The following is a 24,463-nucleotide window of genomic DNA, read 5'->3' as shown; positions in this document are numbered from 1 at the left end:
AAACCGGTTGACCAATTGCAATCCCGGATGTCGTGTCCCCACCGTGTACCGTGGCACCATGCCCGCCTACCCAGGGGACCGATCGGCGGAGATCACCGCCGCCCTCGGCGCGCTCCCGGCCGGCACCCCTGTGTCCGAGGTGGCCAGGCGCCTCCTCGACCTCTTCACCAGCGGATCGATCGCGCCCGGAACGCGACTTCCCCCGGAGCGGCAGCTCGCCGCGACGCTCGAGGTCGGCCGCTCTGCGGTGCGTGAGGCGCTCGCCGCCCTCGAGATCCTCGGCATCGTCCAGGTGAGGCCGGGGTCGGGCACTTACCTCCGCGGCAACGCGAGCGAGCTGCTTCCCCAGACGCTGCGGTGGGGGCTGCTCATCGGCGAGCGCAACACCGCCGAGCTGCTCGAGCTGCGCTCGGGCCTGGAGATCTACGTCGCCCGGCTGGCGGCGGCGCGGGTCGAGGCATCCGACCTCGAAGCACTCCGCACGAGCCTCGAGCGCATGCGCCAGAGCGTCGGAACGCTGAAGGCGTTCGCCAAGGCCGATCTCGACTTCCACGACGCGCTCGCCCGCACCGCGGACAACGCCCTGCTCATCGACACGCTCCACGTCGTGCGCTCGCTCCTGCAGGTGTACGCCGACCGTGCCGTCCACGACGAGGCCGAAGCGCTCACGGCGATCGCCGAGCACGACGCCGTCTTCCGCGCCGTCGAAGCGGCCGATGAGGACGGGGCGGCCTCGGCCATGGCCGTTCACATGGCCACGGCGTCGTCGCGCGTCGCCGCCGCCGCGTCGGGCTGAGCCGCGTCGCCCTCGTCACGCCGCGGCGCGCCCCGCCGGTGAAGTAGGACCCGATCGTCGTCGAGAAGGAGAACGGATGCCTCGCAACTGGGCCGGAACGTACGAATACGTCGCACCGAACATCGTCTCGGCGCCGACGGAGCAGGAGGTGCAGCGTGTGGTCCGCGAGGGCGCCCTCGTGCACGCCCTGGGAACGCGGCACTCCTTCACCGACCTTCCCGACACCGACGGCACCCTCGTGGATGTCTCGGGCCTCGTGGACGAGTTCACGATCGACCCCGAGGCGCGCACCGTCACCGTCGCCGCGGGAACCCGCTACGGCGTCGTCGCGAGCGCCCTCGACGAGCAGGGGTGGGCGCTTCACAACCTCGGCTCGCTGCCGCACATCTCCGTCGCGGGAGCGACGGCGACGGGCACGCACGGATCGGGCGACGGCAACGGCGTGCTGACGACGGCGGTGCGGGCCTTCCGCTACGTCGGCGCCGACGGCGAAGTGCACGAGGTGCGACGCGGCGACGACGATTTCGCGGCGCTCGCCGTGGGGGTCGGGGCCTTCGGCATCGTCACGGCGGTGACCCTCGACATCCAGCCCACCTTCCGCGTGCGGCAGGACATCTACAGCGGCATCACGTGGGACGCCGCACTGGCAGATCTCGACGCGATCACCGGCGCGGGGTACAGCGTCTCGGTCTTCACCATGTGGGAGCCCGCCACGGTCGGGTTCGTGTGGGTCAAGACCCGGGTGGAGTCCGACGACGACGGCGTGCCCGAGACGCTCCTGGACGGACGACGCGTGGAGGGCAAGGACTCGCCGCTCGGCATGGGCGACAACATCACGGAGGTCGGGGGAGTGCCGGGGCCCTGGATGCTGCGGCTTCCGCACTTCCGCCTCGACACCGAGCCGTCGTTCGGAGACGAGATCCAGACCGAGTACTTCGTGCCCCGTGAGCACGGTGCGGCGGCGCTGGACGCGGTGCGCAGGCTCGGTGACAGCATCCGTCCCCATCTCGTCGTGAGCGAGATCCGCACGGCGGCCCGCGACGATCTGTGGCTGAGCGGCGCGTACGAGCAGGATGTCGTGATCATCCACTTCACCTGGTACGACCACCCCGACGAGGTCGGTGCGCTCCTGCCGCGGATCGAAGAGGCGCTGCACCCGTTCGCGGCCCGTCCGCACTGGGGCAAGGTGCACCGGTTCGATGCGGCGGCCATCGAGCGCGTGCATCCCCGGCTCGCCGACGCGCGGGCCGTGTTCGAGCGCCTCGACCCCGAGGGGCGCTTCGTCAACGCGCACCTGCGGCGGGTGGGGCTGCGCGAGCCGCGCTGAGGCGTCTGCCGGGCCAGACTTCTTCGCGAAGGATTCCTCGGCGACGAGGGCCCCGGGCCCCCACAATGGAGTCGACCCCGGGAGGTTCCAGTGACCGACGCCCCTTCGCCCGACCGCATGCACGCCATCTCGGACGAGACGCGTGCGACCGTCGACGTCGTGCTCGACTATGCGCGCCGACGCGCGCTCTACCAGGACGTGCCGCTCGACAAGCCGCTCTCGCCGCGCGACCTGTCGCGCCTCGCGTCGGGCTCCATCACGCCCGAGGGGATCGGTGCGCGGCGGGCCGCCGCGCTGTTCGAGAACGTGCTCGCGCCGGCGTGCGTCTCGACGGATCATCCCGGATACCTGTCGTTCATCCCGTCGGCCCCGACCAAGGCCGCCATCGCGTTCGACCTCATCGTCTCGGCATCCGCGATCTACGGAGGCTCGTGGCTCGAGGGCTCGGGGGCCGTCTTCGCCGAGAACGAGGTGCTGCACTGGCTCGCCCGCGAGTTCGGCCTGCCCGAGGGCGCCGGCGGCGTCTTCGTGCAGGGCGGGACGATCGGCAACCTCTCGGCGCTCGTCGCGGCTCGTGACGCCGCGCGCCGGGGCAACGCGGCGGCCGGACGCCCCGATCCGGCGCGGTGGGTCGTCGTCTGCAGCGCCGAGGCGCACTCGTCGATCGCGTCGGCGGCAGCCGTCATGGACGTCGACGTCGTGAAGGCGGCGGCGGATGCCTCGGGCCGCCTCCACGGCGAGTCGGTCGAGCGGATGCTCGATGCCTACGGCGACGCCGTCTTCGCGGTCGTCGCCACGGGGGGAACCACCAACTTCGGGATCGTCGACGACATCGCCTCGATCGCCGCCGTGACGAAGGCGCGCGGGATCTGGCTGCACATCGACGGCGCGTACGGCCTGGCGGCGATGCTCGTGGAGCGGATGCGGCCCGCGTTCGCGGGGGTCGAGCTCGCCGACTCGGTCATCGTCGACCCGCACAAGTGGCTCTTCGCGCCGTTCGACGCCTGCGCCCTCATCTACCGCGACCCCTCCCACGCCCTCATCGCCCACACCCAGAAGGCCGAGTACCTCGACACCCTGACCGAGACCGCCGACTGGAACCCGTCGGACCTCGCCGTGCAGCTCACCCGCCGGGCGCGCGGCCTGCCGCTCTGGTACTCCCTCGCGACGTACGGCACGCAGGAGTACCGGTCGGCGATCGAGTACGGGATCGATCTCGCGCGTCGAATCGCCGATGAGATCGAGGCACGCGAGGGGCTCTCACTCGTGCGCGACCCGCAGCTGTCGGTCGTCGTGTTCCGTCGCGAGGGCTGGACGCTCGCGGACTACCAGGCCTGGTCGGACCGGCTTCTCGAGGAGCAGACGGCATTCGTCGTGCCGAGCTCGCACGCGGGGGAGCCCGTGCTGCGCTTCGCGATCATCTCGCCGATGACGACGTTCGAGCTGCTGACGGGCATCCTCGACACCCTCGCCTGACCCCTCCCTCCCGCTGGCCGCCGCCGGGACGGGAGGGCGGGAAGGGCGCGGGTCAGGGGAGACGGGGCGTGCGGGGCGGCTCCGTCCGGCGCGGGCCGGTCGCCTCGAACGCGGCGGCCAGGCGCAGCAGCGCCGTGTCGTCGTACGCGCGGCCCGCGAAGGTCAGGCCCACAGGCATGCCGGTGTCGGCCATCGTCCCCATCGGCGCCGTGACCGTCGGGATGCCGAGGTGGCGGATGGCGAGGTTGCCGTTGGCGACCCACACGCCGTTGCGCCAGCCGAGATCGGCGGATGCCTCGACCCGGTCCATGTCGGACGGTCCGACGTCGGCGACTGCGGGGAAGACGACGGCGTCGAGGCCGAGCCGGTCCATCCACTCCTCGAGATCGACGCGCCGCGTCTCTTCGAGGCCGCGCAGGCCCTCGGCGAGCTCGGGCATGTCGGTCCAGGGGGAGGCGCCGGGGTGCGTGCGCACCCAGTCGGGGTACTCGGCGATGTCGTCGTCGAAGCCCGTGTAGCGGTCGAGCTCGGCGCCCGGCGGCCGTGGGAAGATCCGCGCGCCGTCGACGTCCGCGAGGGTGCGAAGGCCGGGATCTCCGTTGGCCGCCAGGAAGTCCTCCCACGACCACGCCGAGAGGTCGACGATCTCGCGCGCGAGGAACTCCGGCGTCACGAGCCCGCGGGTCGCGATCGTCGGCGCGCCGGCACGGTCGCCCTCGTAGTTCGAGACGACGGGGAACTCCACCTCCACGACCGTGGCGCCCGCGGCCTCGAGGTCGCGCCGGGCCGCCTCCCACAGCGCCATGATCGACGCGCGCGTCTCGATGCGCTCGCCCGTCGGCCCGCCGATGCCCGTGCCGGTTCCGGCCTCGGGATCGGCGTTGACGTACATGCGAGGGATGCCGACGCGACGGCCGGAGAGCACGGTGCGGGCGGCCGCGGCATCCGTCATCGCAAGAGCGAGGTACGAGTCGGGCCGAACCGCCGACGCGGCCGGAAGCGCGACCCAGGGCTGCGCGCGCCAGAAGTCCCCGCGCGTCTCGACGTCGTCGGCAACGATGACCTCGAGCACTTCGAGGAGGTCAACCATCGTGCGGGTGTGGGGCACGACGACGTCCATCGTCGGGACGAGCGGCCAGTTGCCACGCGTGGAGATGACCCCGCGAGAGGGCGTGTATGCGCACAGCGCGTTGTTCGTGGCGGGACCCCGGCCGCTCGACCACGTCTCTTCGCCGAGCCCGAAGGCGGCGAAGCTCGCCGCCGTCGCCGTGCCCGATCCGTTCGACGACCCCGAGGCGAAGGGCGCGGTGAGCCAGTCGGCGCTGTACGGGCTCTCGGCGCGGCCGTAGACGCCGCGCTGCATGCCGCCGTTGGCCATGGGCGGCATGTTGGTGAGTCCGAGGCAGATCGCCCCGGCCGCCCGCAGCCGCTCGATCGTGAACGCGTCGCGCTGGGCGACGAGGTCTGCGAAGGCGGGACTCCCGGCCGCCGCCGTGAGGCCGCGGACGAGGTAGCTGTCTTTCGCGGTGTACGGGATGCCGTCGAGCGGCCCGAGGGTCTCGCCCCGCGAGCGGCGGAGATCGGATGCCTCGGCCTCGGCGATCGCGTCGGGGTTGCGCACGACGACGGCGTTGAGCTTCGTCCCACTGTCGGGGCCGTCGTAGGCGTCGATGCGGGCGAGATAGGCGCGGACGAGCTCGACGGCCGTGGTCGTGCCGGCCTCGAGGGCACGGCGCAGGTCGGCGATGGATGCCTCGACGACGTCGATCATGATTTCTCCCTCCCCACCCCTGCCGCGAGAGGGCGGAAATGCGCGCCCTCAACGGCGTGTTGCGCACGTTTCTGCCCACTCGCGGACCGGGGGGAAGCGTCGAGGATGTCGATCACTTGGCCACCTCCGGCTGCTGCTGGGTGATGCAGTGGATGCCGCCGCCGCGGTCGAAGATCGGACGCGCGTCGACCGTCACGACGCGCCGACCGGGGTACGCCTCGGCGAGGATCCCGCGGGCCGCGGCATCGGCCTTGGCTTCGCCGAAGCCGCACGCGATGACGCCGTCGTTGACGACGAGGTGGTTGACGTAGCTCCAGTCGACGAAGCCCTCGTGATCCTTCACGGTCTCGGGCGCGGGGAGGTCGATGATCTCGAGGGGGCGGGCCGCGGCATCCGTCTGCTGCTCGAGAACCTCGCGGAGCTCGCGTGTCACTGCGTGGTCGGGGTGAGAGGGGTCGTCCTGGCGGTGGAGCAGGAGGCGTCCGGGCGAGGCGATCGTCGCGACGATGTCGACGTGGCCGTTCGTGCCGAAGTCGTCGTAGTCGCGGGTGAGGCCGCGCGGGAGCCACACGAAGGTCGTCGCGCCGATCGTGCGGGCGAGCTCGGCCTCGACGCGCGCGCGGTCGGCGAAGGGGTTGCGGCGGGGGTCGAGCTGCACGGTCTCGGTGAGGAGCACCGTGCCCTCGCCGTCGACGTGGATGCCGCCGCCCTCGTTCACGAGGAGCGAGCTGACGATCTCGGCACCGGCGGCGGCGCCGACGATGCGGCCGAGCTCGGCCGACAGCCGCCACTCCGCCCAGTCGGGGGCGCCCCACCCGTTGAAGGTCCAGTCGACCGCGCCGAGCACGCCCGGCCGGTCGTCGTCGACGACGAAGGTCGGCCCGACATCGCGCATCCAGAATTCGTCGAGCGGTGCCTCGACGATCTCGATGCCCGACCCGAGCATGCGCCGCGCGCGCTCGATCTCGGACGGGTCGGCGACCATCGTGACCGGCTCGAACTCCGCGACGGCACGGGCGACGGCGGTCCAGGCGTCGTAGCCCTCCTCGCGCGCCGCGTCGGTGTCACCGAGGGTGAGTCCCTCGCGCGGGAAGGCCATCCAGGTGCGGTCGTGCCGAGTCGTCTCGGCGGGCATGCGCCAGCCCATGCCGGCACCTCCGTCTCCGTAGTTGATCAAGCGATCAATAAGTGTGAAGATAGCCACGAGGAGGTCGGCATGTCAAGCAGTCCGCGCCAGAGGGCCGCGCGCAAGTCGTCGGCCGAGCGCGCCGCCGAGATCGCCGAGGCAGCCCGCGACCTCGCGCTGGCCGAGGGCCTGTCGGCCGTGACGCTCCGCGCCGTCGCCGCCCGCATCGAGGTCGCGCCGGCCCTCGTCGCGCACTACGAGCCGAACATGGACGCCCTCGTCGCGGCATCCTTCCGCGCCGTCGTGTCGGCCGAGCTCGACGAGATGCGCGCCGTGATCGCCGCCGAGTCCGCCCCGACCGCCGCGCTCGCCGCGCTCCTGGATGCCCTCCTCGACGCCGCCCGCGACGACGTCACCGTCGTGTGGGTCGAGGCGTGGGCCATGGGCCGGCGCAACGAGACGCTCGCCGCCGCCGTCCGCGCCGAGATGGACGCCTGGCAGGCCGTCATCAAGGGCGTCGTCGACGAGGGCGTGCGCTCGGGGGAGTTCCAGACGACGGATGCCGCGACCGACGTCTCCTGGCAGCTGCTCGGCATGATCGACGGGCTCAACGCGCATGCCCTCGTGCGCTGGAACGACGAGCGCTCGCGCGGCTCGGTGCTTCACCGCGCCGTGGAGGGGATGCTCGGCCTCGACCGGTTCGCCCTCGACCGCGCCCCGACCGGCTGACAGGCGCGACCGGGGGTGGTCGACGGGGTGCGAACCGTCGCGTCCCACGTCGAGATGCCTCGGCGAGAACACATGATCCCGCCGAGAACACACGCTGTTTGCGTCGAAGACGTGTGGTCTCGGCGAGAACGTGTGCACTCGGCGACGGACGACCCCGCTCGAGAGGCAGCGACGGGCGACACCCCTCGAAGGGCGCGAGGCAGCGACGGGAGGGGTCAGCCCACGGGGGCGACGTCGACGTTGACCCGCAGGGTCGACTTCTTCGACTTCGTGAAGATGACGCCCCGCACCGGCGAGACATCGCCGTAGTCGCGGCCCCACGCGACGGTCACGTAGCGCTCGTTCGCCCACTGGTCGTTCGTCGGGTCGATCGCGAGCCAGTCCGACGAGCCCGGCATCCACACCGCGAGCCACGCGTGCGAGGCATCCGCCCCGACGACGCGCTCCTTGCCGGGCGGCGGCTGCGTCGCGAGGTAGCCGCTGACGTAGCGCGCCGCCACGCCGTGGCTGCGCAGGCACGCGAGCGCGAGGTGCGCGAAGTCCTGGCAGACGCCGGCTCGATTTCGCAGCACCTCGGCGACGGTCGACGTGACGGTCGTCGCGGTGCTGTCGTAGTCGAAGTCGGCGTGGATCCGCGTCATGAGGTCGGTCGCCGCCTCGCCGATGGGACGCCCACGGGTGAGGGATGCCGCGGCATACGCCGCGACCCCGTCGGCGTGGATCGCGCGCGGCGAGGCGAGCGCGAACTGGGCGGCGGCCCAGGCATCCGGATCGTCCCTGTTGACGAGCGGACGCGCACGCTCCCACGGCACCGCGAGGGCGTCTTCGTCGTAGCGCGGCTGAACGACCGACACTTCGCTCTTCGCCTCGATGACGAGCTCGCGATGCGGCTGGGTCACCTGGAAGTACGTGACGGCGTTGCCATAGCCGTCGGTGTCGGCGTGCAGGTCGATCGGGAGGGGGTCGACTGTGACGGCGGCGTTCGCGACCTCCTGCCACGGCAGCGGCCGGGGGAGGAGGTGATAGATGCCGCGGCTGTCGCGCACGGGGGCGCTGTAGGCGTAGGCGGTGCGATGCGAGACGACGTACTTCATGCCTGCGAGACCCCCTGCAGCTCGACGAGCGACAGCGACGTGAGCGACTGCGGCTCCGGTCCGCCGGCGAAGTGCACGTCGCCGATCGAGTCGGCCAGCTGCATGAGCTGCGTGCGGGTCGTGTCGAAGTAGCGCTGCATCCGCGGGCGACGCGGACCGGTCGGCGTCGCGAGGGCCGTGAGGTCGAGGTTCTCGAGAGCCGTCTCGAGGTGCTCGAGCAGTCGCTCGGGCCGGGTCGACCCCGTCGAGGCGGGCATCGCCGCGAGGTGCGCGCGCAGCTCGCGGAACGCGAACGCGAGCGAGCGGGGGTTGTCGCGGTCGGCGAGGAGGAGCTCCAGCACGCCGCTCGTGCGGACGTTGCCGCGGTGGCGACGGCGGAACGTGACGGAGCTCTCGGCTGCCGTCAGCACCGCCTCGAGCACATCGCGGTCGGTCTGCGTGCCGTGCCGGTCGGTCGTCGTCGCGCCGAGCAGCGTGCACAGCTGCAGTCCGCGCTCGAGGTACCGGCCGGCCTCGATCATGTGCCAGCCGGGGTCGCGGATCATCGAGGCCGTCACGCCCTGCAGCGACAGGACCGCCGTCAGCAGGCGGCCCGCCGTCTCGGTGATGCGGTGCGAGCGCTCCGAGGTGCGAAGCGCCTTCTTCGCCCGGTCGGTGTGCGCGAAGACCCGCCACGTGTCGGACGACAGCTGGTCGCGCACCCCCTCGAGCGCCTCACGCAGCCGGTCGAGCGCGTGCGCCGCCGACCCCGCTCGTGTGTCGTCGAGCAGGAGCGAGCGGAATTCGACCTCGGGGTCGGCCGAGCGCCGCCCCGCGAGCCGCTGCAGCACTCCGAGGAGGGCGCGCGACGGGATGCCGTGCTCGGACTCGACGGGAGCGCTCAGCTCTTCGAGGTGCGCGTCGGCGGTGATGAGCACGCGCAGCAGGTCTTCGGCGCGCTCGGCGTAGCGGCCCGCCCAGAACATGTCCTCGAGGGCGCGCGGCGCGAGCGCGGGGATGCTCGGTCGGTAGTCGAGCGGCGCGACGTCGGCGATGCCCTGGTCGGGATCGCCGGTGGCGCCTTTGACGACCCACACGTCTTTCGTGACGGGGGATGCCGCGGCCCGGCTCATGACGGTCGCGAGACCTCCCGCGAGCGGCCGGAAGGCCTGGCGATACCGCACCGTGAAGGCGCGCATCACGACGGGCTCGGCATCCGCCCGTCCGGCCGCCCAGACCGGCGCCTGGGAGAGCGGCAGGCGCTCCTGTCCCACGAAGCGGTGGGGCTCGGCGAGGATGCGCGCCCGCAGCTCGTCGGTGGCGAGCCCCGCGTGGACGCTCCGCGCCTCGTCGATGCTCCGCACGACGAAGTCGTGGTCGCTCTCGCCGAGGCGGTCGAGTACGACGTCGAGCCCCGCGGGGTCGCCGCCCCACCACGTCGGCAGCCCGGGAAGGCGCAGCTGCTCGCCGAGCAGGGCGTCGCAGATCGCGGGCATGTACGGCATGAGGGCCGGATTCTCGAGCACGCCCGCGCCGAGGCCGTTGACGACCCGCACGCGGCCGCGGCGGACGGCCTCGGTGAGGCCCGCGACGCCGAGGCGCGAGTTGCCGCGGAGCTCGAGGGGGTCGCACCAGTCGGCATCGACGCGGCGGAGGATGACGTCGACGCGCTCGGTCGGCCCGTTCTTGGGCCAGCCGGGGGGCTTGATCCAGATCCAGCCGCCGCGGACGGTGAGGTCGCTCGCCTGCACCAGCGGGAAGCCGAGGGTGCTCGCGAGGAAGGACTGGTCGTACGCGGTCTCGGAGTGGGTGCCGGGGGAGAGGACGACGACGCGCGGGTCGGTGACGCCCTCGGGGGCAGCGTCGAGGAGCGCCGCGCGCAGCGCCGCGAGGTAGGGCTCCATGCGGTGCAGATCGCTCTCCTGGTACAGGTCGGGCATGACCTGTGCGAGCACGCGGCGGTTCTCCATCGCATAGCCGAGCCCCGACGGCGCCTGCACGCGGTCGGCCAGGACGTGCCATTCTCCCTCGGCGTCGCGACCGAGGTCGGTCGCCGAGAGGAGGAGCGGCTGCGGGTCGTGGGCGCTGGGGCGTGCGAGCGGGCGGAGGTAGCCGGCGTGGCCGAAGACGACAGCCGCCGGGAGGATGCGCTCGCGGAGCACCCGCTGCTCGCCGTAGAGGTCGACCAGGAGGGCGTTGAGCAGCTCGGCGCGCTGCGCGAGGCCGACTTCGAGGCGGTTCCAGCCGGCGGACTCCATGATGAGCGGCACGGGGTCGAGCTGCCACGGCTGCGCCGCCGAGCCGCGCGGCACGTAGGTCACGCCGCGGTCGGCGAGGAAGCGGGAGATTTCGGACCCGACCCGCCGGAGCTCCTCGGGGGTGAGGCTCAGCGCGACCTCGGCGAGGCCCTTCCACGCGGGGCGGAGCGACCCGTCGGGCGCGACGACCTCGTCGTAGCGCGCGCCGCCCGCGTCGCCGAGCGGAAGCGTCGGCTGCGCGACAGTCGTCGCATAGTCGCGGAGCACGGTCACTGGTGGCGGGCCCTCCGCGGATTCGGGGTCCGGAGCGATCGGCGGGTCTCGCGCGCCGGGCCCTTCGCGCAATGCCGAGTACACGACGCTACCGGAACCGGAAAGGCCCCGGCCGCATGTCACGACATCGCGGCGCGACCGCGACTGCGAGTGCGACCGTGACGGCGACGGTGGCGCTCGACCGCCGCGGTGCGGAACGACGCATTCGCCGACGGCGTGTACAGCAGGATGAGCCCGAACACCGCGAGCACGGCGGAGGTGAGCGCGGGCGTCGCGAAGAATCGCAGGTCGATCACCGAGAGCGCGACGGCGGCGATCTCGAAGAGGAAGACGAGTGTCATGATGACGCGCGCACTCCTGCGGGCGCGGAAGATCCCGAGGCAGACGGGGAACGTCACGAGACCGACGAAGATGTGCGCCCAGCCCGTGGCGGGATGCTCGCCCGCGACGAGCATGAAGACGCCCGCGAAGAGCTGGAGCACGCCCGAGATCCACGCGAGCACGCCCACGAGGACGACCCCGCCCGACGGCCTCGTGCGCATGGTGTCCTCGATCCCGCTCCGATGCCGGAAGGCTACCGGCTCGGCCACGAGAAGAGGGGCGCGGTCACGCGCTGTGGGCGAGCAGCTGAAGTCCCACGACGCCGAGGGCGAGCGCCGCCTCGGCGGCCAGGGCGATGAGGCGCTGCCACCACTTCAGCGGGATCTTGCGCACGGCCGCCCAGCCGATCAGCACCAACGTCACGACGAGGGCGATGATCGATGCGTTCAGCGCGGTCGCGATCTGCATGACTCCGACGACCGCGAGCAAGAGGAACACGAAGGGAAGGCTCACCGCGCCCAGCGCGCCGAAGCTCGCGAACACGGCGTGCTGACGCTCGGTACGTCTCATCGCCCTCTCGTGCACGACCGTGAACGAGATGATGTCGGCGACGAAGACGGCCAGGAGCGTGCCGAGCACTGTGACCAGCAGCGTCAGGAACGCTTCGAGCGGCAGCGGTTCGCCGTGCGACTTGATCGTGAGCAGCACCGCGAGCGCGGCGAACGAGAGGTAGATCCGCTCTTTCAGATGGTCGGCGCGCGCATGCCGCGCTTCGGTCTCGGGGTCGAGCGCACGGTCGTCGGCGGGCGGGACGTCGGACACGGTGCCTCCGGATTCAGCGGGCGACGGATGCCGCGAGCCTACTCGCGACCTCCGATCCGAGGCTCTGAGCTAGCGTGGAGCGGGTCGAGAGGAGACGGATGTCGCTCGTGGTCATGGGTGTCTCAGGGTCGGGCAAGTCGACGGTCGCGGCGCGCGTCGCCGAGCGCGCGGGGGCGGCCTTCGTCGACGCCGACGATCTGCACCCGGCGTCGAACGTCGCGAAGATGGCCGCCGGCGTGCCGCTGACGGACGAAGACCGGATGCCGTGGCTCCGCGAGGTCGGCGAGGTCATCGCGCGCCATCAGGACGAGCGGATCGTCGTAGCGTGCTCGGCCCTGCGCCGCGTCTACCGCGACGCGATCCGGGAACGCGCGAGCGATGTGTTCTTCGCCGAGCTCGACGGGTCGCGCGACCTCCTCGCCGAGCGGATGGCCGGCCGCACGCAGCATTTCATGCCGCTCACCCTGCTGGACTCGCAGCTCTCGACGCTCGAGCCGCTGCAGGAGGACGAGCACGGCCTCCGCGTCGACATCTCGGGCTCGCCCGACGAGATCGCCGACGCGATCCTCTCGCGCTGGCTCGCTCAGCCGCCCACCGACGACTGAGCCTGCGCCCCGGTCACGCGGGGCCGCGCGCGCGGCGTGACCCGCCGCGGCGCCACCACCCGGGGCGGCGGGTTCGGGATGCCTCGGCCGCGGCCCGGGCCTCTGACTCGGCGCGCCGACGGGCCTCCCGCCGCTCGCGCCACGCCGCGACCTCGATCTCGACCTCGCGGGTGGGCGTCACGACGGGCGGGCCGCCGAGGAGCTGCCGGCGCGCCTCGATCACCCGCCGGTTGAAGTCCTCGAGCTGCTCGCGGACCTCGACCTCGCGGGCGAGCTCGTCGAGGCGTTCCTCGAGCTCGGCATTCTCCACACGGAGCATGAGCGCCGGCGGGCCGAGCCCGCGCAGCTGCTCCTGCTCGATCTTCCGGCGGATCCACCAGTCCGGGTCGTGCCGGTCGCCGAGACCCGTGAGCGGCTTGCCGGCCCCGGGGAGATCGTCGAATTCGCCGCGACGGATCGCCTGCTGGATCGTGGTCTCCACGATCGCCGCCCGCTCGGCGGCGGTCGGCGCGCGCTGCGGGGCAGCCGAAGGCGGGGCCTCGGCATCCTGATCCAGGCCCTGCTCACGCTGCCGCCTCTCCAGGCGGTAGCGCTCGGCGGCTTCGCGGGGGTCTTCCGTCACGACCTCACACGTGGTCGCGCCAGGAGTGCTGCGGGTCGAAGCCGAGCACGCGCCGGGCCTTGTCGATCGAGAGCAGCGTGTCGTGCTCGCCGAGGTCGCGCGTGAGCGGCACGTCGGGGAAGACCTCGGCGACGAGCTCCGCGTTCGGGCGGCTCATGACGGTGTCGGCCGCCGCGATGATGAAGCGGTCGAAGCCGGGGATCGAGGCATCCAGAGCCTTCTGCACCGCCTGCGCGCCGTCGCGACCGTCGATGTAGCCCCACAGGTTCCACTTGCGCCGCGTCGCGTCGGCGTCGAACGACGGGAACTCCGCGTAGTCCTCGGGGTTCATGACGTTCGAGAACCGCAGCGCCGTGATCGAGAGGTCGGGGTGCCAGCGCACGAGCTCGATCGCCAGCTGCTCCTCGAGGTGCTTGACCAGCGAGTACACCGATTCGGGGCGCGCCGCATACTCCTCGTCGACCGGGATGTAGGGCGGCGGGGCGTCGAAGGGCAGCCCCAGCACCGTCTCGCTCGAGGCGTAGACGATGCGACGGATGCCGAGGCTGACCGCTGCCCAGAACACGTCGAACGTGGTGGTGATGTTGTTGCGGAACGTCGCGATGTCGCTGCGGATGCCGGGGGCCGGGATCGCCGCGAGGTGTACGACGGCGTCGAACGGCCCGGACTCGCCGTGCACTCCGGAGAGTGCGTCGATGACCTGGCCGTAATCGGTCAGGTCGACCTGGAGGAAGCCAGGGCCGCGGGTGCCGACGACGTCCATGCCGACGACGTCGTGCCCTGCTTCGCGGAGCTCGCGGGCGACGACGGTGCCGAGCTTGCCTGATGATCCGGTGAGGGCGATGCGCATGGCATCAAGCCTTTCACGTGCGGCGGGGTGCGGGGGCGGCGGGAGCGGCTTCGGCGAGGACGGGGACGGGCGCGGCGACGGCCGACGGAGCCGGGGCGGGGGCCGCGGCATCCGTCTTCATCTCGCCCCTGAGGATGCGGGCGGACTGACCGACGCTCCGGGCCAGCGCGGGGAGCTTGGCCGCGCCGAAGAGGAGCAGGATGACGGCCAGCACGATCAGGAGGTGCCATCCGTTGAGGTTCGCGAACATGCGGGCTTCGTCTCCTTCGGCGGCGGGTGATCTGTTAGCAGTAACAGACACGGGTTCCGGCCAGTCTCTCCCGCTTCCGCCGTTCCGTCAAGGACGGCGCCGAAAGTATCGAAAAGGGTTGCGAACCCCGAAATGATACCGCTAACGTGACGAGTGTCCGGGGAGCGGAGGAGCCTCCCGGATCCATGTGCACGAGGGAGTACACGTCATGGAGCGTCGCGCGGGCCGTATCGATCGGTGCCGGCGGCGCGCTTGCCGGGCGGCTCAGTCGCCGTTCGCCGTGATCGTCGGTCGTGACACGCCGACGAGTCCCCGGTGCATGCTCGTCGACCCCTGAGCGGGTGTCGGCGCGCTTCGTCGTGCGGTGCCGCACGACCGACCATCGAAAGGATCAATGATGACCGGAGAGATCCGTCCCGAGCTCAGCCGACGCAATGTGCTGGGCGGCGGGCTGGTGCTCGCGGGGATGATCGCCGCCGTCGGAGGCCTCGACACGCGAGGTGCCGCGGCTGCCGTGGGCGACGGTGCGGCCTTCCGCGCGGCGGGGCCCACCGTCCCGACGCAGCTCGTGCGCGCGAGCCAGACGCTCGTCTATCCCGAATCGTGGAGCGTCCGGCCGTTCCCGCTGACGTCGGTCAAGCTCGGCCAGAGCGTCTTCACGCGCGCGCTCAACCAGCACCTCGTGCTCTACCGCGCCTACAACGTCGACAAGATCCTCGCGGTGTACCGGCGCAACGCCGGCCTCGACACGAAGGGTGCGACCCCTCCCGGCGGCTGGGAGGAGTACGGCCCCAACCCCGATGCGCAGCGCTGGGGGCCCCGTGAGTACGGCGGCACGACCGGTGTGCGCAACACGGCCGGCGCGGGCGGGTGCCTGCGCGGCCACTACGGCGGCCACTTCCTCAGCGGCATCTCGATGGCCTACGCCTCGACCGGTGAGCAGGCGCTCCTCGACAAGGTGAACGCCATCGTCGACGGCATGGTCGAGTGCCGCGACGCTCTCGCCGCCCAGACCTACGACGGCGCGCCCCGCTACTCCCACCCCGGCTTCTTCTCGGCCTACGGGGAGTGGCAGTTCTCGGCGCTCGAGGCGTTCGCGCCGTACGGCGAGATCTGGGCGCCGTACTACACGCTCCACAAGATCGTCGCGGGCCTCCTCGACGCGCACGCCCTCGCGGGCAACCAGAAGGCGCTCGAGCTGGCCGAAGGCATCGGGCACTGGGTGTTCAGCCGGCTGTCGAAGTGCACGCAGGCGCAGCTCGACCGCATGTGGGGCTCGTACATCGCGGGCGAGTACGGCGGCATGAACGAGGTGCTGGTCGAGCTCTACTGGCGCTCGTCCGACCCCGCCAAGAGCGAGTTCCTCGAGGCGTCGAAGCTCTTCACGCTGCGCTCGCTCGTCGACGCGTGCGCCAACGGCACCGACACGCTCAACGGCAAGCACGCCAACCAGCACATCCCGCAATTCCCGGGCTACGTCAAGCTCGCCGCGCAATTGAACGACGACCACTACCTGCAGGCCACGAAGGGCTTCTTCGACATGGTCGTGCCCGGCCGCGCCTATGCGCACGGCGGCACGGGCGAGGGTGAGCTGTGGGGGCCGGCCGGCGCCGTCGCGGGAGACATCGGTCCTCGCAACGCCGAGTCGTGCGCGGCCTACAACATGCTCAAGGTCGCCAGCTACCTGTTCTTCAACGAGCAGGACCCGAAGTACATGGACTACTTCGAGCGCACGGTGCTGAACCACATCCTGGGCGGCCGGCGCAACAACGAGTCCACCTCGGGCCCCGAGAACCTGTACATGTACCCCGTCAACCCGGGCACCCGCAAGGAGTACGGCAACGGCAACATCGGCACGTGCTGCGGTGGCACGGGCCTGGAGAGCCACGTGAAGTACCAGGAGGGCATCTACTTCCGGTCGGCCGACCAGAAGGAGCTCTACGTCAACCTGTACATCGCGTCGACCCTCACGTGGGAGGAGACGGGACTCGTCCTCGAGCAGAGCTCGTCCTACCCCGAGGCCGACACGTCGACCCTCACGGTCAAGACCGCTCCCTCCGGTCCGCTGACGGTGCACCTGCGGGTCCCCGGCTGGTCGCGGGGCGCCGAGATCAAGGTCAACGGCGCGGCGATCGACGCCGAGGTCACCCCCGGCCAGTACGCGACGATCTCGCGCACGTGGGCGGCGGGCGACACCATCACCGTTCACATCCCGCTCGAGCTGCGTGCCGAGGCATCCTACGACCGTCCCGACATCCAGGCGCTCATGTACGGCCCCGTCGTCCTGCTCGCCTCGAGCTCGTCGACGAGCTACCTCAAGGTGTCGCTGGCCGACCGTCTGGCGCTGGACGGCACGGTCCGCCGCGGCGTCGCCAAGACGGCGGCCAACGTCTTCACGATCGGCTCGCTGTCGTACGAGCCGGCTTACAACGGCAAGGACGTGGCGTACCACATGTACTTCCAGCGCAATGAGCCCACGGTGACCTTCGCCGGCCAGGACTCGACCGTCGCCAACGCGAAGCGGTCGGGCACGACCCTGCTCGACGAGGTGTGGGCGCAGGCTCCCTTCGCCAGCCGTTCGGCCTTCCTCGAGGCGGTGGGCGAGGTGACCGCCTCGTACGTGGCCGACGGCCTGCTCACCTCCCGCAACCGCCAGAAGATCCTGCTCGCGGCCGGCCGCGCGCCGATCGACTCGATCAACTGACCGTCGATGAAGACCGAGAGGAATCCCATGTCTGACCTTCGATCCGGCAGAGCCGTCGGGAGCAGCGGAGTGAACAGCGCAGTGACGAGCGGAGTGAAGAGGATCGCGGCAGCCGTCGCCCTCATGCTCGCCCTCGCCGGTGCGGGCGCGGCGGCGGTCAGCCCCGCGACGGCCGCCGACGAGCCGATCAACGTCGCCCTCGCCTCGGGCGAGAACGCCCCCACGGTCGAGGTGAGCTACGTGCCGGGCTGGAACTCGGCGGCGGCGCTCAACAACGGCGTCGTCGGCCCGACGAACACGCTCTCCGCCATGTGGGGAACGTGGGGCGCGCCGAACAACCCGACGCAGGACACCGCCACGTACTCGTGGGAGCGGCCCGTCACGGTGAGCTCGTCGAAGATCTACCTGTGGCAGAACCACCTGACGCCCGGGGGCGACTCCGGCGTCATGATCCCGTCGGCGTGGAAGATCGAGTACCGCAACACGGCGGGCGACTGGGCTCCTGTCACGGGCGCGGGCCTCAGCTACCCCGTGCCGGTGCTCGACACCTCGGCGCCGGTCGCGTCGCTGCCGCCCGTCGAGGCCACCTTCGACGCCGTCACGACGACGGCGGTGCGACTGACGCTCGACCGCCAGGTGTTCAACAGCCAGCGCAAGGCCACGAGCGTCATCGAGTGGCAGGTCTGGGGCGTCAACGCCCCCGTCGTCGAGCCCGAGCCCGAAGACCCGAACGCGTTCATCGATTCGGAGCATGTCGCCGTCCGCACGCAGGCGGGCACCGCGCCGACCCTCCCCGCGAAGGTGTGGGTCATCGGCGAGAACGGCCCGCTGCGCTACGTCGACGTCCAGTGGGGCACGGTCGCGGCATCCTCGTATGCGGCGCCCGGGAAGTTCACCGTCGTCGGCCAGCCGGCCGCCTACGCCGACCAGACCGTCGAGGCGACCGTCTTCGTCGGGAACACCCTGTCTGACGAGATCGACAGTGTCGACTACTCGGTGTCGATCACGACTCCGGGAGTCGCCCCGGTGCTCCCCGACACCGTCCGGGCCACCTACGCGGACGGCACGGCGAGCAGCTCGGTCGCAGTCGACTGGGATGACGTCCCGGCCGCCGCCTATGCCGAGGCCGACGCGATCTTCGACGTCGAGGGTGCCGTGACGGGCTTCGCCGACGGGGCCGTCGCGACGGTGTTCGTCGTCGAGCCCCTCGACCAGACGAAGCCGATCGTCTCGATCGACTTCGACTCCGCGCCGCAGGGTTCGGGCTGGTACACGACGGCCCCGACCGTGACGATCACGGCCGAGGAGACGGCCAGCCCCGTCGCCTCGATCGAGTACAGCCTCGACGGCGAGACCTGGAAGCCCTACACCGAGCCGTTCGCCGTCTCGGCGCAGGGCGAGGTCACGGTGAGCGCCCGCGCGACGAGCGACGACGCCGCCGTGGGTGAGGCATCCGCCACCGTCAAGATCGACACGATCGCACCGACGACCGTCATCGACTACGTCGTGGTCGACGGCACGTCGGCGACGGTGACGCTCACGCCGACCGACTCCGAGCCGGGCTCGGGCGTCACGCGCACCGTGTGGTCGGACGGCCCCGACGCGTCGCCCACCGGCGCGACGAACAACATGTACGCCACGTACGAGGAGCCCTTCTCGGTGCTGCTCACCGAGGAGCCCCGCTACGTGCACGTGCAGGCTCAGGATGCCGCGGGCAACGTCGAGTCGCACGTCACCGTCGAGCTGCCCAAGCTCACGGCGACCACGCTCGACATCACCCCCGTCGCCACGACGCGCTGCGTCGCCGGCAAGGTGTCGCTGATCGTCTCGGTCACCAACAAGGAGGCGTTCGCGGCCGACGTCGTCGTCAAGACGCCGTACGGCGAGAAGTCGGTCGCGGTCAAGGCCGGCGCGACCGCGACGAGCGCCTTCACGACTCGCCTCGCCTCGGTGGCAGGCGGCTCCGCCGCCGTCACCGCGACGGGCGACGACCGGGCGTACGACGGGAGCGCGGCGTGGGCCGCGGCCTCGTGCGGCGCCGCGCGGTGATGCGCTGATCGCCTGAGCCGCGAGAACGACGGAAGGCCCGCAGCCCTGAGAGGCTGCGGGCCTTCCGCGTGTGGGGTCTCGACCGCGGATGGCGCGCGCGAAGCGTGTGCAGGTTCTGGTCGGCGTCGGTGCAGCTAGCTGCGAGGGTCGCGGGCCTCGGCATCCGTCATCTGCAGGCGACGCAGGCGCGTGCGCGCGAAATCCTGCGCACGCGGGCCCGACGAGAGGGCGCGAAGGCTCACGGCGAGCACGAGACGCGTGAGCGTGACGACCGGAAGCGGCGCCCGGCGGAGCCCGAGCAGGCGCCGGTAGCGCGGCGGGATCGTCGCGACGGCGCTCGCGAACAGCAGCCGATACGCGAGCGACATCATCGGCGAGCCGCGGAAGGGCGACCGGCGGAGGAACCGCACGACATCGTCGACGCGTTCGTCTCGGCGGAGCTGTCCTGACTCGAGGTAGGCATCCAGGCGCCGCCGCAGCTCGGCCTCGGTGAGCGGCGGGTCGTCGACCCGCATGAGGCGCCCCGCGGTCGCCCATTCCGCGACGTACGCGTCGGGACCGCCCGGGATGCCGCGCCCCCACGTCTCGTGGCACGTGAGGAACGCGTCGGTGAAGGCGAGGTGCACCCAGTCCGAGAGACCGGGGTCTCCCGCGGAGTACGGCCGCTCCTCGCCGGCGCCGTCGGTGTAGGCGCCCTGGACGCGCGTGTGGAGGCGGCCGACGCGGGCGGTCTCGGCGTCGGCCTGCGCGCGCGAGCCGTAGGTGAGGCAGATGATCCAGCGGACCGTGCCCGACAGGCGGCCGAGCGGATCGTCGCGGTACCGCGACCAGTCGTGCACCCCCGCCATGGGCCCGGGGTGGAGTGCCTGCAGGAGGAGCGCGCGGATGCCGGCGACGAAGGTCGCGGTGCCGCCGTGGACGGTCCAGGCGGGGCCGTCCTCCGCGAAGTAGCCGGGGTCGTCGCCCTCGGCGAGGGCGCGCACCCACGGGGGAGTGCCGTCGGGATCGCCGGACAGCGCGGTGAGCAGGCGCGCTCGCAACGGGGCTCGTGCCATTCCTCCAGCCTCGCACGCCCCGTGTGCCCCGGGGGCGATGGGGGGCGGGGCTGACGTCGAGCCTTCGACGGACGCCGGCTGCGGCATCCGTCCACACGCGACGAAAGAGCCCCGCCGGATCGCTCCGGCGGGGCTCCTCAGTGTCGACCTGGCGTCAGCCGCACGACCTCGCGGCGTAGGGCGCCTTGACGGTCGTCGAGCCGCCGTCGGCCGTGGCGGTCACCGAGACCTCACCGGCCGGGGACGAGACCAGACGCGTCGTGAAGGCGTACGAGACCGCCTTGCCCGTCGCGAGTGACGCCGACTTCTCGCCGTACGGCGTCGTCACCGCGATGGTGACGGTGGCATCCGAGTCGTTCGCGATGCGCGCCGTCACGGTGACCTTGCCGGCGACGCAGCGCGTGTCGGCGGTCACGGTGACCTCGATCGCCGGCTCGACGGTGACGGTCGCCTCGACCGGCTGGCGCGAGGCATCCTGAGCCACGCCCTTGACCGTGAACGTGCCGGCCGTCGCGTACTTCGACGGTGCGACGGCGTCCCACGTGACGGCAGCGGTCTCCTGCGAGCCGTCCTTCTTGGTCAGCTGCGCCGTGGCCGGGAGCACCGGAGCCACGCCCGCCTTCGTCGTGGCCGACAGGGCGCCCACCGACGTGACCGCGAGGGCCGGGGCGTACGCCTCGAGCACCTTCTGGTACTCGGCGCGGGTCACCGGGATGACCGTGCCGTGGCGGGGCTTTCCGCCGTCGGCGTTCTGCGGCAGGCCCGTGCGCAGCTTGGAGCCGAGCGGCACCCAGGAGTCGCCGTTCTCGAGGTCGTTCGAGCCGAACGGGATGTAGTAGTTCGGTCCGCCGTGGTAGTTCGGCTGGTCGATGAAGAGGAACCAGTCGAGGTTGTTCACGTCTCCCTCGTTGGCGGGGAAGATGCTCGGACCCTCACCGCTGGAGTACGTGCCGCCGGGCTCGCCGTTGGGAAGGCCCGACGCGACGCGCTCCTTGATGAGCGTCCACTGGTCGGCCGGCCCGGTCGTCCCGGGCAGGGTGCCCGTGATCGTCGCGAGCAGGTTCGTCGACTTCTCCTCGCGGATCGTCATCGACGCCTCGTCCTTCGTGAAGCGGTAGAACACGTCGCCCACCCGCGCGACCGTCGAGTCGATGAGGCCGAGGCCGTTGCCGCGACGCACGTCGCTCCAGATCTTCGGCTCCGAGAAGGTGACGAAGTCATCCGTCGTCGCGTACATCATGCGGTTGTACGTGACGCCGGTGCGGTCGGCGGCGTTGGTCGTGGGGTACAGGTTCGAGGCCCAGAACACCACGAACGTGTCGAGCTCCTCGTCCCAGTACGCCTCGGGCGCCCAGGTGTTGCCGGCGTAGTCCGACGACACCTTGACGTGACGCTGGGCCGACCAGTGCACGAGGTCGTCCGACTCCCACACCTCGATGTAGCGCGAGCCTGAGATCTGAGCCGTCGTGAAGCCGCCGGCCAGGCCGTCGACCTTGAGGTCGGTCGCGAGCATGTAGAAGCGGTCGCCCTCGGGCGCGCGGATGATGAACGGGTCGCGGAGGCCCTTGGTGCCGAGGTCCGACGTGAACAGCGGCTGGCCGCCGTTCAGCGTGTTCCACGCCAGCGCGTCGTTGCCCTTCGAGGCGGCAAGGCTGACGCGCTCGGCGCCGGCACCCTCACCCGTGAAGAACGCCCAGACGTACGCCTCGGTCTTCTCCGAGCCGCCGGGCATGGGCTGCACCTTGGCGCGGAACTGTGCCGTGCGCTCGGCCGAGCCGTTTCGCACCGTCGCGGTCAGGACGACATCGGCGGCCGCCGTGCCCGCTGCGGGACGCTTGACCTCGACGGTCTTCGACGAGGTCGTCACGCCGTCGCGGATGCTCGCGAACTCCGAGCCGCCCGTGACGGTCCACGTGATCGTCGAGCCGAGCGCGCCGGTCGTCGGCACCGAGAAGTTGGTGCGGACGTTGTCGAGGTTCGCGATCGCGATGGCCTCGAGGTCGCGCTGCGCCTTGGTGTCATCCGACAGATCGGCCGGCACCGTGACGACGTAGGTCTGGGTGCGGGTCTGCGAGCCGACCGTGAAGGTCGCCGTGAGCGTCACCGACGCGTCGGCTGAGCCGGCGGCGGGACGGGTGACGGATGCCGCGCCCCCCGTGACCGCGATCGCGGGGTTGTTCGAGGCCCACGAGATCGAGGCGCCGTAGTTGGTCGTCGGCAGGGTGAAGTTCGCCGTCGCCGTCGTGGGCACCGTGATGCCGGTCGTGGCACGGTCGAGCGCCTCGTCGGTGTAGAGCTGCTGCACCTTCGCGGCGTCGAGCGCCTGGCCGTACACGGCGTAGTCGTCGACGGTGCCGTTCCAGTTCGGGTCGTTGTACGTCGAGCGGCCGATGTAGGACACGAGCGACGAGCCGAACGACGCGACGTCGCGGGCGATCGCGGTCGTGCCGATCTGCGCGCCGTTGACGTAGACGCGGAGCTGGCCGTTCGTGCCGTCGATCACGGTCGTGTAGAGCGACATGCCGGCGGGCGTGCGGATGCCGGTGGTCGCGGCGTTGGTCGCGCCGGGTCCGACCTCGGTGCCCCAGGGGTTGCCGCTGACCGCGTTCGTCACGACCGACTTGACGTAGCCGGACGGGTTGGTGGGGTTGAGCAGCCAGTAGCCCGTCGAGTACGAGGCGCCGGAGGCCACGGGTGCGCCGATGAAGGCCGAGGCGACGTTGGCCGGGCCCGACCTGTTCGACATCCACGTGGAGATCGTGAGGTCTTTCTTGCCGACGAGCGAGGTCGTGGGCACCTCGACGTAGGCCGAGGTGCCGCGCGCGCCGCCGGGCAGGCTCAGCACGCCGTTCGCGATGGTCGCGCCGGCCTGGCGGAGCGTCGCGTTCTGGCCGTTGCCGCTGACGTCGGCGATGGTCGTGCCGGTGTCGGAGTCGAACGTGTAGTGGATGAGGGGAGTGGCGTCGATGGCCGCGTTCGCCATCGTCGCGGGGACGACGGCGCCGGCCAGGGCGAGGGCGCAGGCGGTCGCGACCGCGGTGCCTCTCGCCAGGAAACGGGATCTGGTGCGCGCTCGCATGCGCTCGTGCCTCGCTCTCGTCGGATGCGGACGCCGCAGCGCCCACCGCGGCCCGACGTCGCCGTCGGATCGGTGCTGTGCTTCGTCGCGCAATCCTCGTTGGCCCTGTCGGGCGGTGGTTCGGGAGATGTTACCGGGAACATCCGGTTGCGTCCCAAGGTAAGAGCGGGCCTCATGAACTGTCAAGAGCGGAGCGGTCTTCCGTCGCGCAATGCGGCCTACCGGGGCTGAGCGGGGCCCTCGGTGCGGGGGTGCAGCGTCGTTCGGCGCGGGGGTGCGGCCTCGGGACCTCGGCGCGGGCGTGCGGCGTCGGGACCACAGCGTCGGAGATCACCAGTTCTTCGGAGCGGAACGGATGCTTCGGTCCGACGCTGTGGCGATCTCCGACGTTGTGGCGGGCGCGGCGGGAGCGGCGCGAGCCGCGGATACGTCGCACCGCGCGCCGCGGCGCGCTCGCTCGCATGACCTCGCTGAGGGCAACGGATGCCTCGGCCCGGGCGGGGCCGAGGCATCCGACGTCCCTGTTCCAGGGGAAGGACGGAGGGTCCGCACGATCCGCATAGAGCGGACCCTCCGCGTCAGGGGGACGGCAGTGTGAGCAAGTGGGGAGAGCGAGAAGCCGGGTCTGGGCGGGACCTGTCCGTGCTCAGCGCTCGGCGAGGGCGCTTCTGCTCGGTGCGGGCTCTTCTGTGCGACGTCGCCGTCACATCGTCTCGATCTCCACCCCTTCGCTGCGGGGTGAGCCCTGCCGTCGGGCGCTGCGGTCACAGTAGCGCGTTACCGCTCACATTCTCAACGTCGATTTCCGTGAGGGGAATTGGCGGCCGCCCAGCCCAGCCCCGCCGGCCTGGCCCTGCCTGGGGACTCTGCGTCGCCGCAACGTCGGGGATAACCAGTTCGCAGGACCGAAAGCGGCGATTCGGTCCTGCGTTGTGGCGATCTCCTGCGTTGTGGCGCGGGCGAGAGGGAGTTGATGGCGGCGCGACGCCGTACCGGGTGCCGCGGCCCCGCGTCGCCGCGACGTCGGGGATAAACAGTTCGCAGGACCGAAAGCGGCGATTCGGTCCTGCGTTGTGGCGATCTCCTGCGTTGTGGCGGGCACCGGGTCCGGCGCCACGCCCAGCGCCCCACCCCTCGGGCCACCCGCCCCAACCGCCTCCCACGCCCAGCGCCCCCTGGCCCGAACATCGGCGACCCACCGCCGGGAGTTTTCGAAAATTGTCTGGCCCGCGCCGCGGGTTAGCGCTAACGTGAGCGGTAACAGCCTGTCCGAGGAT

18 protein-coding genes are annotated in these 24,463 nt (G+C 71.5%); 7 read left to right on the top strand and 11 right to left on the bottom strand.

Annotation, left to right across the window (positions count from 1 at the left end; all coding sequences use genetic code 11):
* Positions 1-58 precede the first annotated feature (58 nt).
* The 3 genes from ACSBPH_RS07645 (at position 59) to ACSBPH_RS07635 (ending at position 3,599) form a co-directional block, all read left to right on the top strand.
* Positions 59-796, top strand: coding sequence for a FadR/GntR family transcriptional regulator (locus tag ACSBPH_RS07645; protein WP_442576990.1), 738 nt, complete (start codon positions 59-61; stop codon positions 794-796).
* A gap of 76 nt (positions 797-872) precedes the next feature.
* Positions 873-2,123 (top strand): D-arabinono-1,4-lactone oxidase, encoded by a 1,251-nt coding sequence (locus tag ACSBPH_RS07640; protein WP_442576989.1) that lies wholly within the window; start codon positions 873-875, stop codon positions 2,121-2,123.
* 117 nt (positions 2,124-2,240) lie between these two features.
* Positions 2,241-3,599 carry a pyridoxal phosphate-dependent decarboxylase family protein gene (locus ACSBPH_RS07635; RefSeq protein WP_442577263.1) on the top strand — a complete coding sequence of 453 codons (1,359 nt, stop codon included), beginning with the start codon at positions 2,241-2,243 and terminating at the stop codon, positions 3,597-3,599.
* Positions 3,600-3,651: 52 nt separating this feature from the next.
* On the opposite strand, the gene ACSBPH_RS07630 is transcribed toward ACSBPH_RS07635, so the two are convergent.
* Positions 3,652-5,370, bottom strand: a complete 1,719-nt coding sequence (locus ACSBPH_RS07630) for an amidase (protein ID WP_442576988.1) — start codon at positions 5,368-5,370, stop codon at positions 3,652-3,654.
* A gap of 112 nt (positions 5,371-5,482) precedes the next feature.
* Positions 5,483-6,517 carry an agmatine deiminase family protein gene (locus ACSBPH_RS07625; RefSeq protein ID WP_442576987.1) on the bottom strand — a complete coding sequence of 345 codons (1,035 nt, stop codon included), beginning with the start codon at positions 6,515-6,517 and terminating at the stop codon, positions 5,483-5,485.
* A 69-nt stretch (positions 6,518-6,586) separates the two neighbouring features.
* Between ACSBPH_RS07625 and ACSBPH_RS07620 the strand changes: the two genes are divergently transcribed.
* A complete protein-coding gene (locus ACSBPH_RS07620) occupies positions 6,587-7,225 on the top strand; it encodes a TetR family transcriptional regulator C-terminal domain-containing protein (protein WP_442576986.1) in 639 nt (212 codons plus the stop codon).
* Positions 7,226-7,440: 215 nt separating this feature from the next.
* Here ACSBPH_RS07620 and ACSBPH_RS07615 read toward each other — a convergent pair whose 3' ends face one another.
* From ACSBPH_RS07615 to ACSBPH_RS07600, 4 genes are all read right to left on the bottom strand, one after another.
* The gene (locus ACSBPH_RS07615) at positions 7,441-8,319 is read right to left on the bottom strand and encodes a transglutaminase family protein (protein ID WP_442576985.1); all 879 of its coding nucleotides are present in this window, start codon (positions 8,317-8,319) and stop codon (positions 7,441-7,443) included.
* Positions 8,316-10,829, bottom strand: a complete 2,514-nt coding sequence (locus tag ACSBPH_RS07610; RefSeq protein ID WP_442576984.1) for a circularly permuted type 2 ATP-grasp protein — start codon at positions 10,827-10,829, stop codon at positions 8,316-8,318. Before ACSBPH_RS07610 ends, ACSBPH_RS07615 begins: the two co-directional genes overlap by 4 nt.
* A gap of 119 nt (positions 10,830-10,948) precedes the next feature.
* Positions 10,949-11,371, bottom strand: coding sequence for a hypothetical protein (locus ACSBPH_RS07605; protein ID WP_442576983.1), 423 nt, complete (start codon positions 11,369-11,371; stop codon positions 10,949-10,951).
* Positions 11,372-11,435: 64 nt separating this feature from the next.
* A complete protein-coding gene (locus ACSBPH_RS07600) occupies positions 11,436-11,972 on the bottom strand; it encodes a hypothetical protein (RefSeq protein ID WP_442576982.1) in 537 nt (178 codons plus the stop codon).
* A gap of 98 nt (positions 11,973-12,070) precedes the next feature.
* Here ACSBPH_RS07600 and ACSBPH_RS07595 point away from each other — a divergent pair, with 98 nt between their 5' ends.
* The gene (locus ACSBPH_RS07595; RefSeq protein ID WP_442576981.1) at positions 12,071-12,577 is read left to right on the top strand and encodes a gluconokinase; all 507 of its coding nucleotides are present in this window, start codon (positions 12,071-12,073) and stop codon (positions 12,575-12,577) included.
* Between the two features lie 13 nt (positions 12,578-12,590).
* On the opposite strand, the gene ACSBPH_RS07590 is transcribed toward ACSBPH_RS07595, so the two are convergent.
* Genes ACSBPH_RS07590 through tatA form a run of 3 tightly spaced genes read right to left on the bottom strand, consistent with a single transcriptional unit; the run spans position 12,591 to position 14,299 of the window.
* Entirely contained in the window at positions 12,591-13,199 is a 609-nt protein-coding gene (locus tag ACSBPH_RS07590; RefSeq protein ID WP_442576980.1) for a J-domain-containing protein, read from the bottom strand.
* Between the two features lie 4 nt (positions 13,200-13,203).
* A complete protein-coding gene (locus ACSBPH_RS07585; RefSeq protein WP_442576979.1) occupies positions 13,204-14,049 on the bottom strand; it encodes an NAD-dependent epimerase/dehydratase family protein in 846 nt (281 codons plus the stop codon).
* Between the two features lie 13 nt (positions 14,050-14,062).
* Entirely contained in the window at positions 14,063-14,299 is a 237-nt protein-coding gene (gene tatA / locus ACSBPH_RS07580) for a twin-arginine translocase TatA/TatE family subunit (protein WP_442576978.1), read from the bottom strand.
* Between the two features lie 397 nt (positions 14,300-14,696).
* On the opposite strand from tatA, the gene ACSBPH_RS07575 reads away from it, so the two are divergent.
* A complete protein-coding gene (locus ACSBPH_RS07575) occupies positions 14,697-17,003 on the top strand; it encodes a glycoside hydrolase family 127 protein (protein ID WP_442576977.1) in 2,307 nt (768 codons plus the stop codon).
* Positions 17,004-17,030: 27 nt separating this feature from the next.
* Positions 17,031-19,052 (top strand): OmpL47-type beta-barrel domain-containing protein, encoded by a 2,022-nt coding sequence (locus ACSBPH_RS07570; RefSeq protein WP_442576976.1) that lies wholly within the window; start codon positions 17,031-17,033, stop codon positions 19,050-19,052.
* Between the two features lie 134 nt (positions 19,053-19,186).
* Here the strand turns inward: ACSBPH_RS07570 and ACSBPH_RS07565 are convergent, their stop codons facing one another.
* Both ACSBPH_RS07565 and ACSBPH_RS07560 read right to left on the bottom strand, forming a co-directional pair.
* Positions 19,187-20,107, bottom strand: coding sequence for an oxygenase MpaB family protein (locus tag ACSBPH_RS07565; RefSeq protein WP_442576975.1), 921 nt, complete (start codon positions 20,105-20,107; stop codon positions 19,187-19,189).
* A gap of 154 nt (positions 20,108-20,261) precedes the next feature.
* Positions 20,262-23,186, bottom strand: coding sequence for an immunoglobulin-like domain-containing protein (locus ACSBPH_RS07560; RefSeq protein ID WP_442576974.1), 2,925 nt, complete (start codon positions 23,184-23,186; stop codon positions 20,262-20,264).
* Positions 23,187-24,463: the final 1,277 nt, after the last annotated feature.

The organism is Microbacterium sp. F51-2R (assembly GCF_052180235.1).
Taxonomy (GTDB): domain Bacteria; phylum Actinomycetota; class Actinomycetes; order Actinomycetales; family Microbacteriaceae; genus Microbacterium.
Note: the sequence above shows the minus strand (reverse complement) of the source record. Positions and strands in the feature narration are given on the sequence as shown.

What these genes read in the sequence shown, in the direction of transcription:
- ACSBPH_RS07570 (WP_442576976.1), top strand. Translation starts at nt 17,031, where the DNA reads ATGTCTGACCTTCGATCCGGCAGAGCCGTCGGGAGCAGCGGAGTGAAC.
- ACSBPH_RS07625 (WP_442576987.1), bottom strand. Translation starts at nt 6,517, where the DNA reads ATGGGCTGGCGCATGCCCGCCGAGACGACTCGGCACGACCGCACCTGG.
- ACSBPH_RS07635 (WP_442577263.1), top strand. Translation starts at nt 2,241, where the DNA reads ATGCACGCCATCTCGGACGAGACGCGTGCGACCGTCGACGTCGTGCTC.
- ACSBPH_RS07615 (WP_442576985.1), bottom strand. Translation starts at nt 8,319, where the DNA reads ATGAAGTACGTCGTCTCGCATCGCACCGCCTACGCCTACAGCGCCCCC.
- ACSBPH_RS07595 (WP_442576981.1), top strand. Translation starts at nt 12,071, where the DNA reads ATGTCGCTCGTGGTCATGGGTGTCTCAGGGTCGGGCAAGTCGACGGTC.
- ACSBPH_RS07605 (WP_442576983.1), bottom strand. Translation starts at nt 11,371, where the DNA reads ATGCGCACGAGGCCGTCGGGCGGGGTCGTCCTCGTGGGCGTGCTCGCG.
- ACSBPH_RS07620 (WP_442576986.1), top strand. Translation starts at nt 6,587, where the DNA reads ATGTCAAGCAGTCCGCGCCAGAGGGCCGCGCGCAAGTCGTCGGCCGAG.
- ACSBPH_RS07640 (WP_442576989.1), top strand. Translation starts at nt 873, where the DNA reads ATGCCTCGCAACTGGGCCGGAACGTACGAATACGTCGCACCGAACATC.
- ACSBPH_RS07565 (WP_442576975.1), bottom strand. Translation starts at nt 20,107, where the DNA reads ATGGCACGAGCCCCGTTGCGAGCGCGCCTGCTCACCGCGCTGTCCGGC.
- ACSBPH_RS07645 (WP_442576990.1), top strand. Translation starts at nt 59, where the DNA reads ATGCCCGCCTACCCAGGGGACCGATCGGCGGAGATCACCGCCGCCCTC.
- ACSBPH_RS07560 (WP_442576974.1), bottom strand. Translation starts at nt 23,186, where the DNA reads ATGCGAGCGCGCACCAGATCCCGTTTCCTGGCGAGAGGCACCGCGGTC.
- ACSBPH_RS07630 (WP_442576988.1), bottom strand. Translation starts at nt 5,370, where the DNA reads ATGATCGACGTCGTCGAGGCATCCATCGCCGACCTGCGCCGTGCCCTC.
- ACSBPH_RS07575 (WP_442576977.1), top strand. Translation starts at nt 14,697, where the DNA reads ATGACCGGAGAGATCCGTCCCGAGCTCAGCCGACGCAATGTGCTGGGC.
- tatA (WP_442576978.1), bottom strand. Translation starts at nt 14,299, where the DNA reads ATGTTCGCGAACCTCAACGGATGGCACCTCCTGATCGTGCTGGCCGTC.
- ACSBPH_RS07585 (WP_442576979.1), bottom strand. Translation starts at nt 14,049, where the DNA reads ATGCGCATCGCCCTCACCGGATCATCAGGCAAGCTCGGCACCGTCGTC.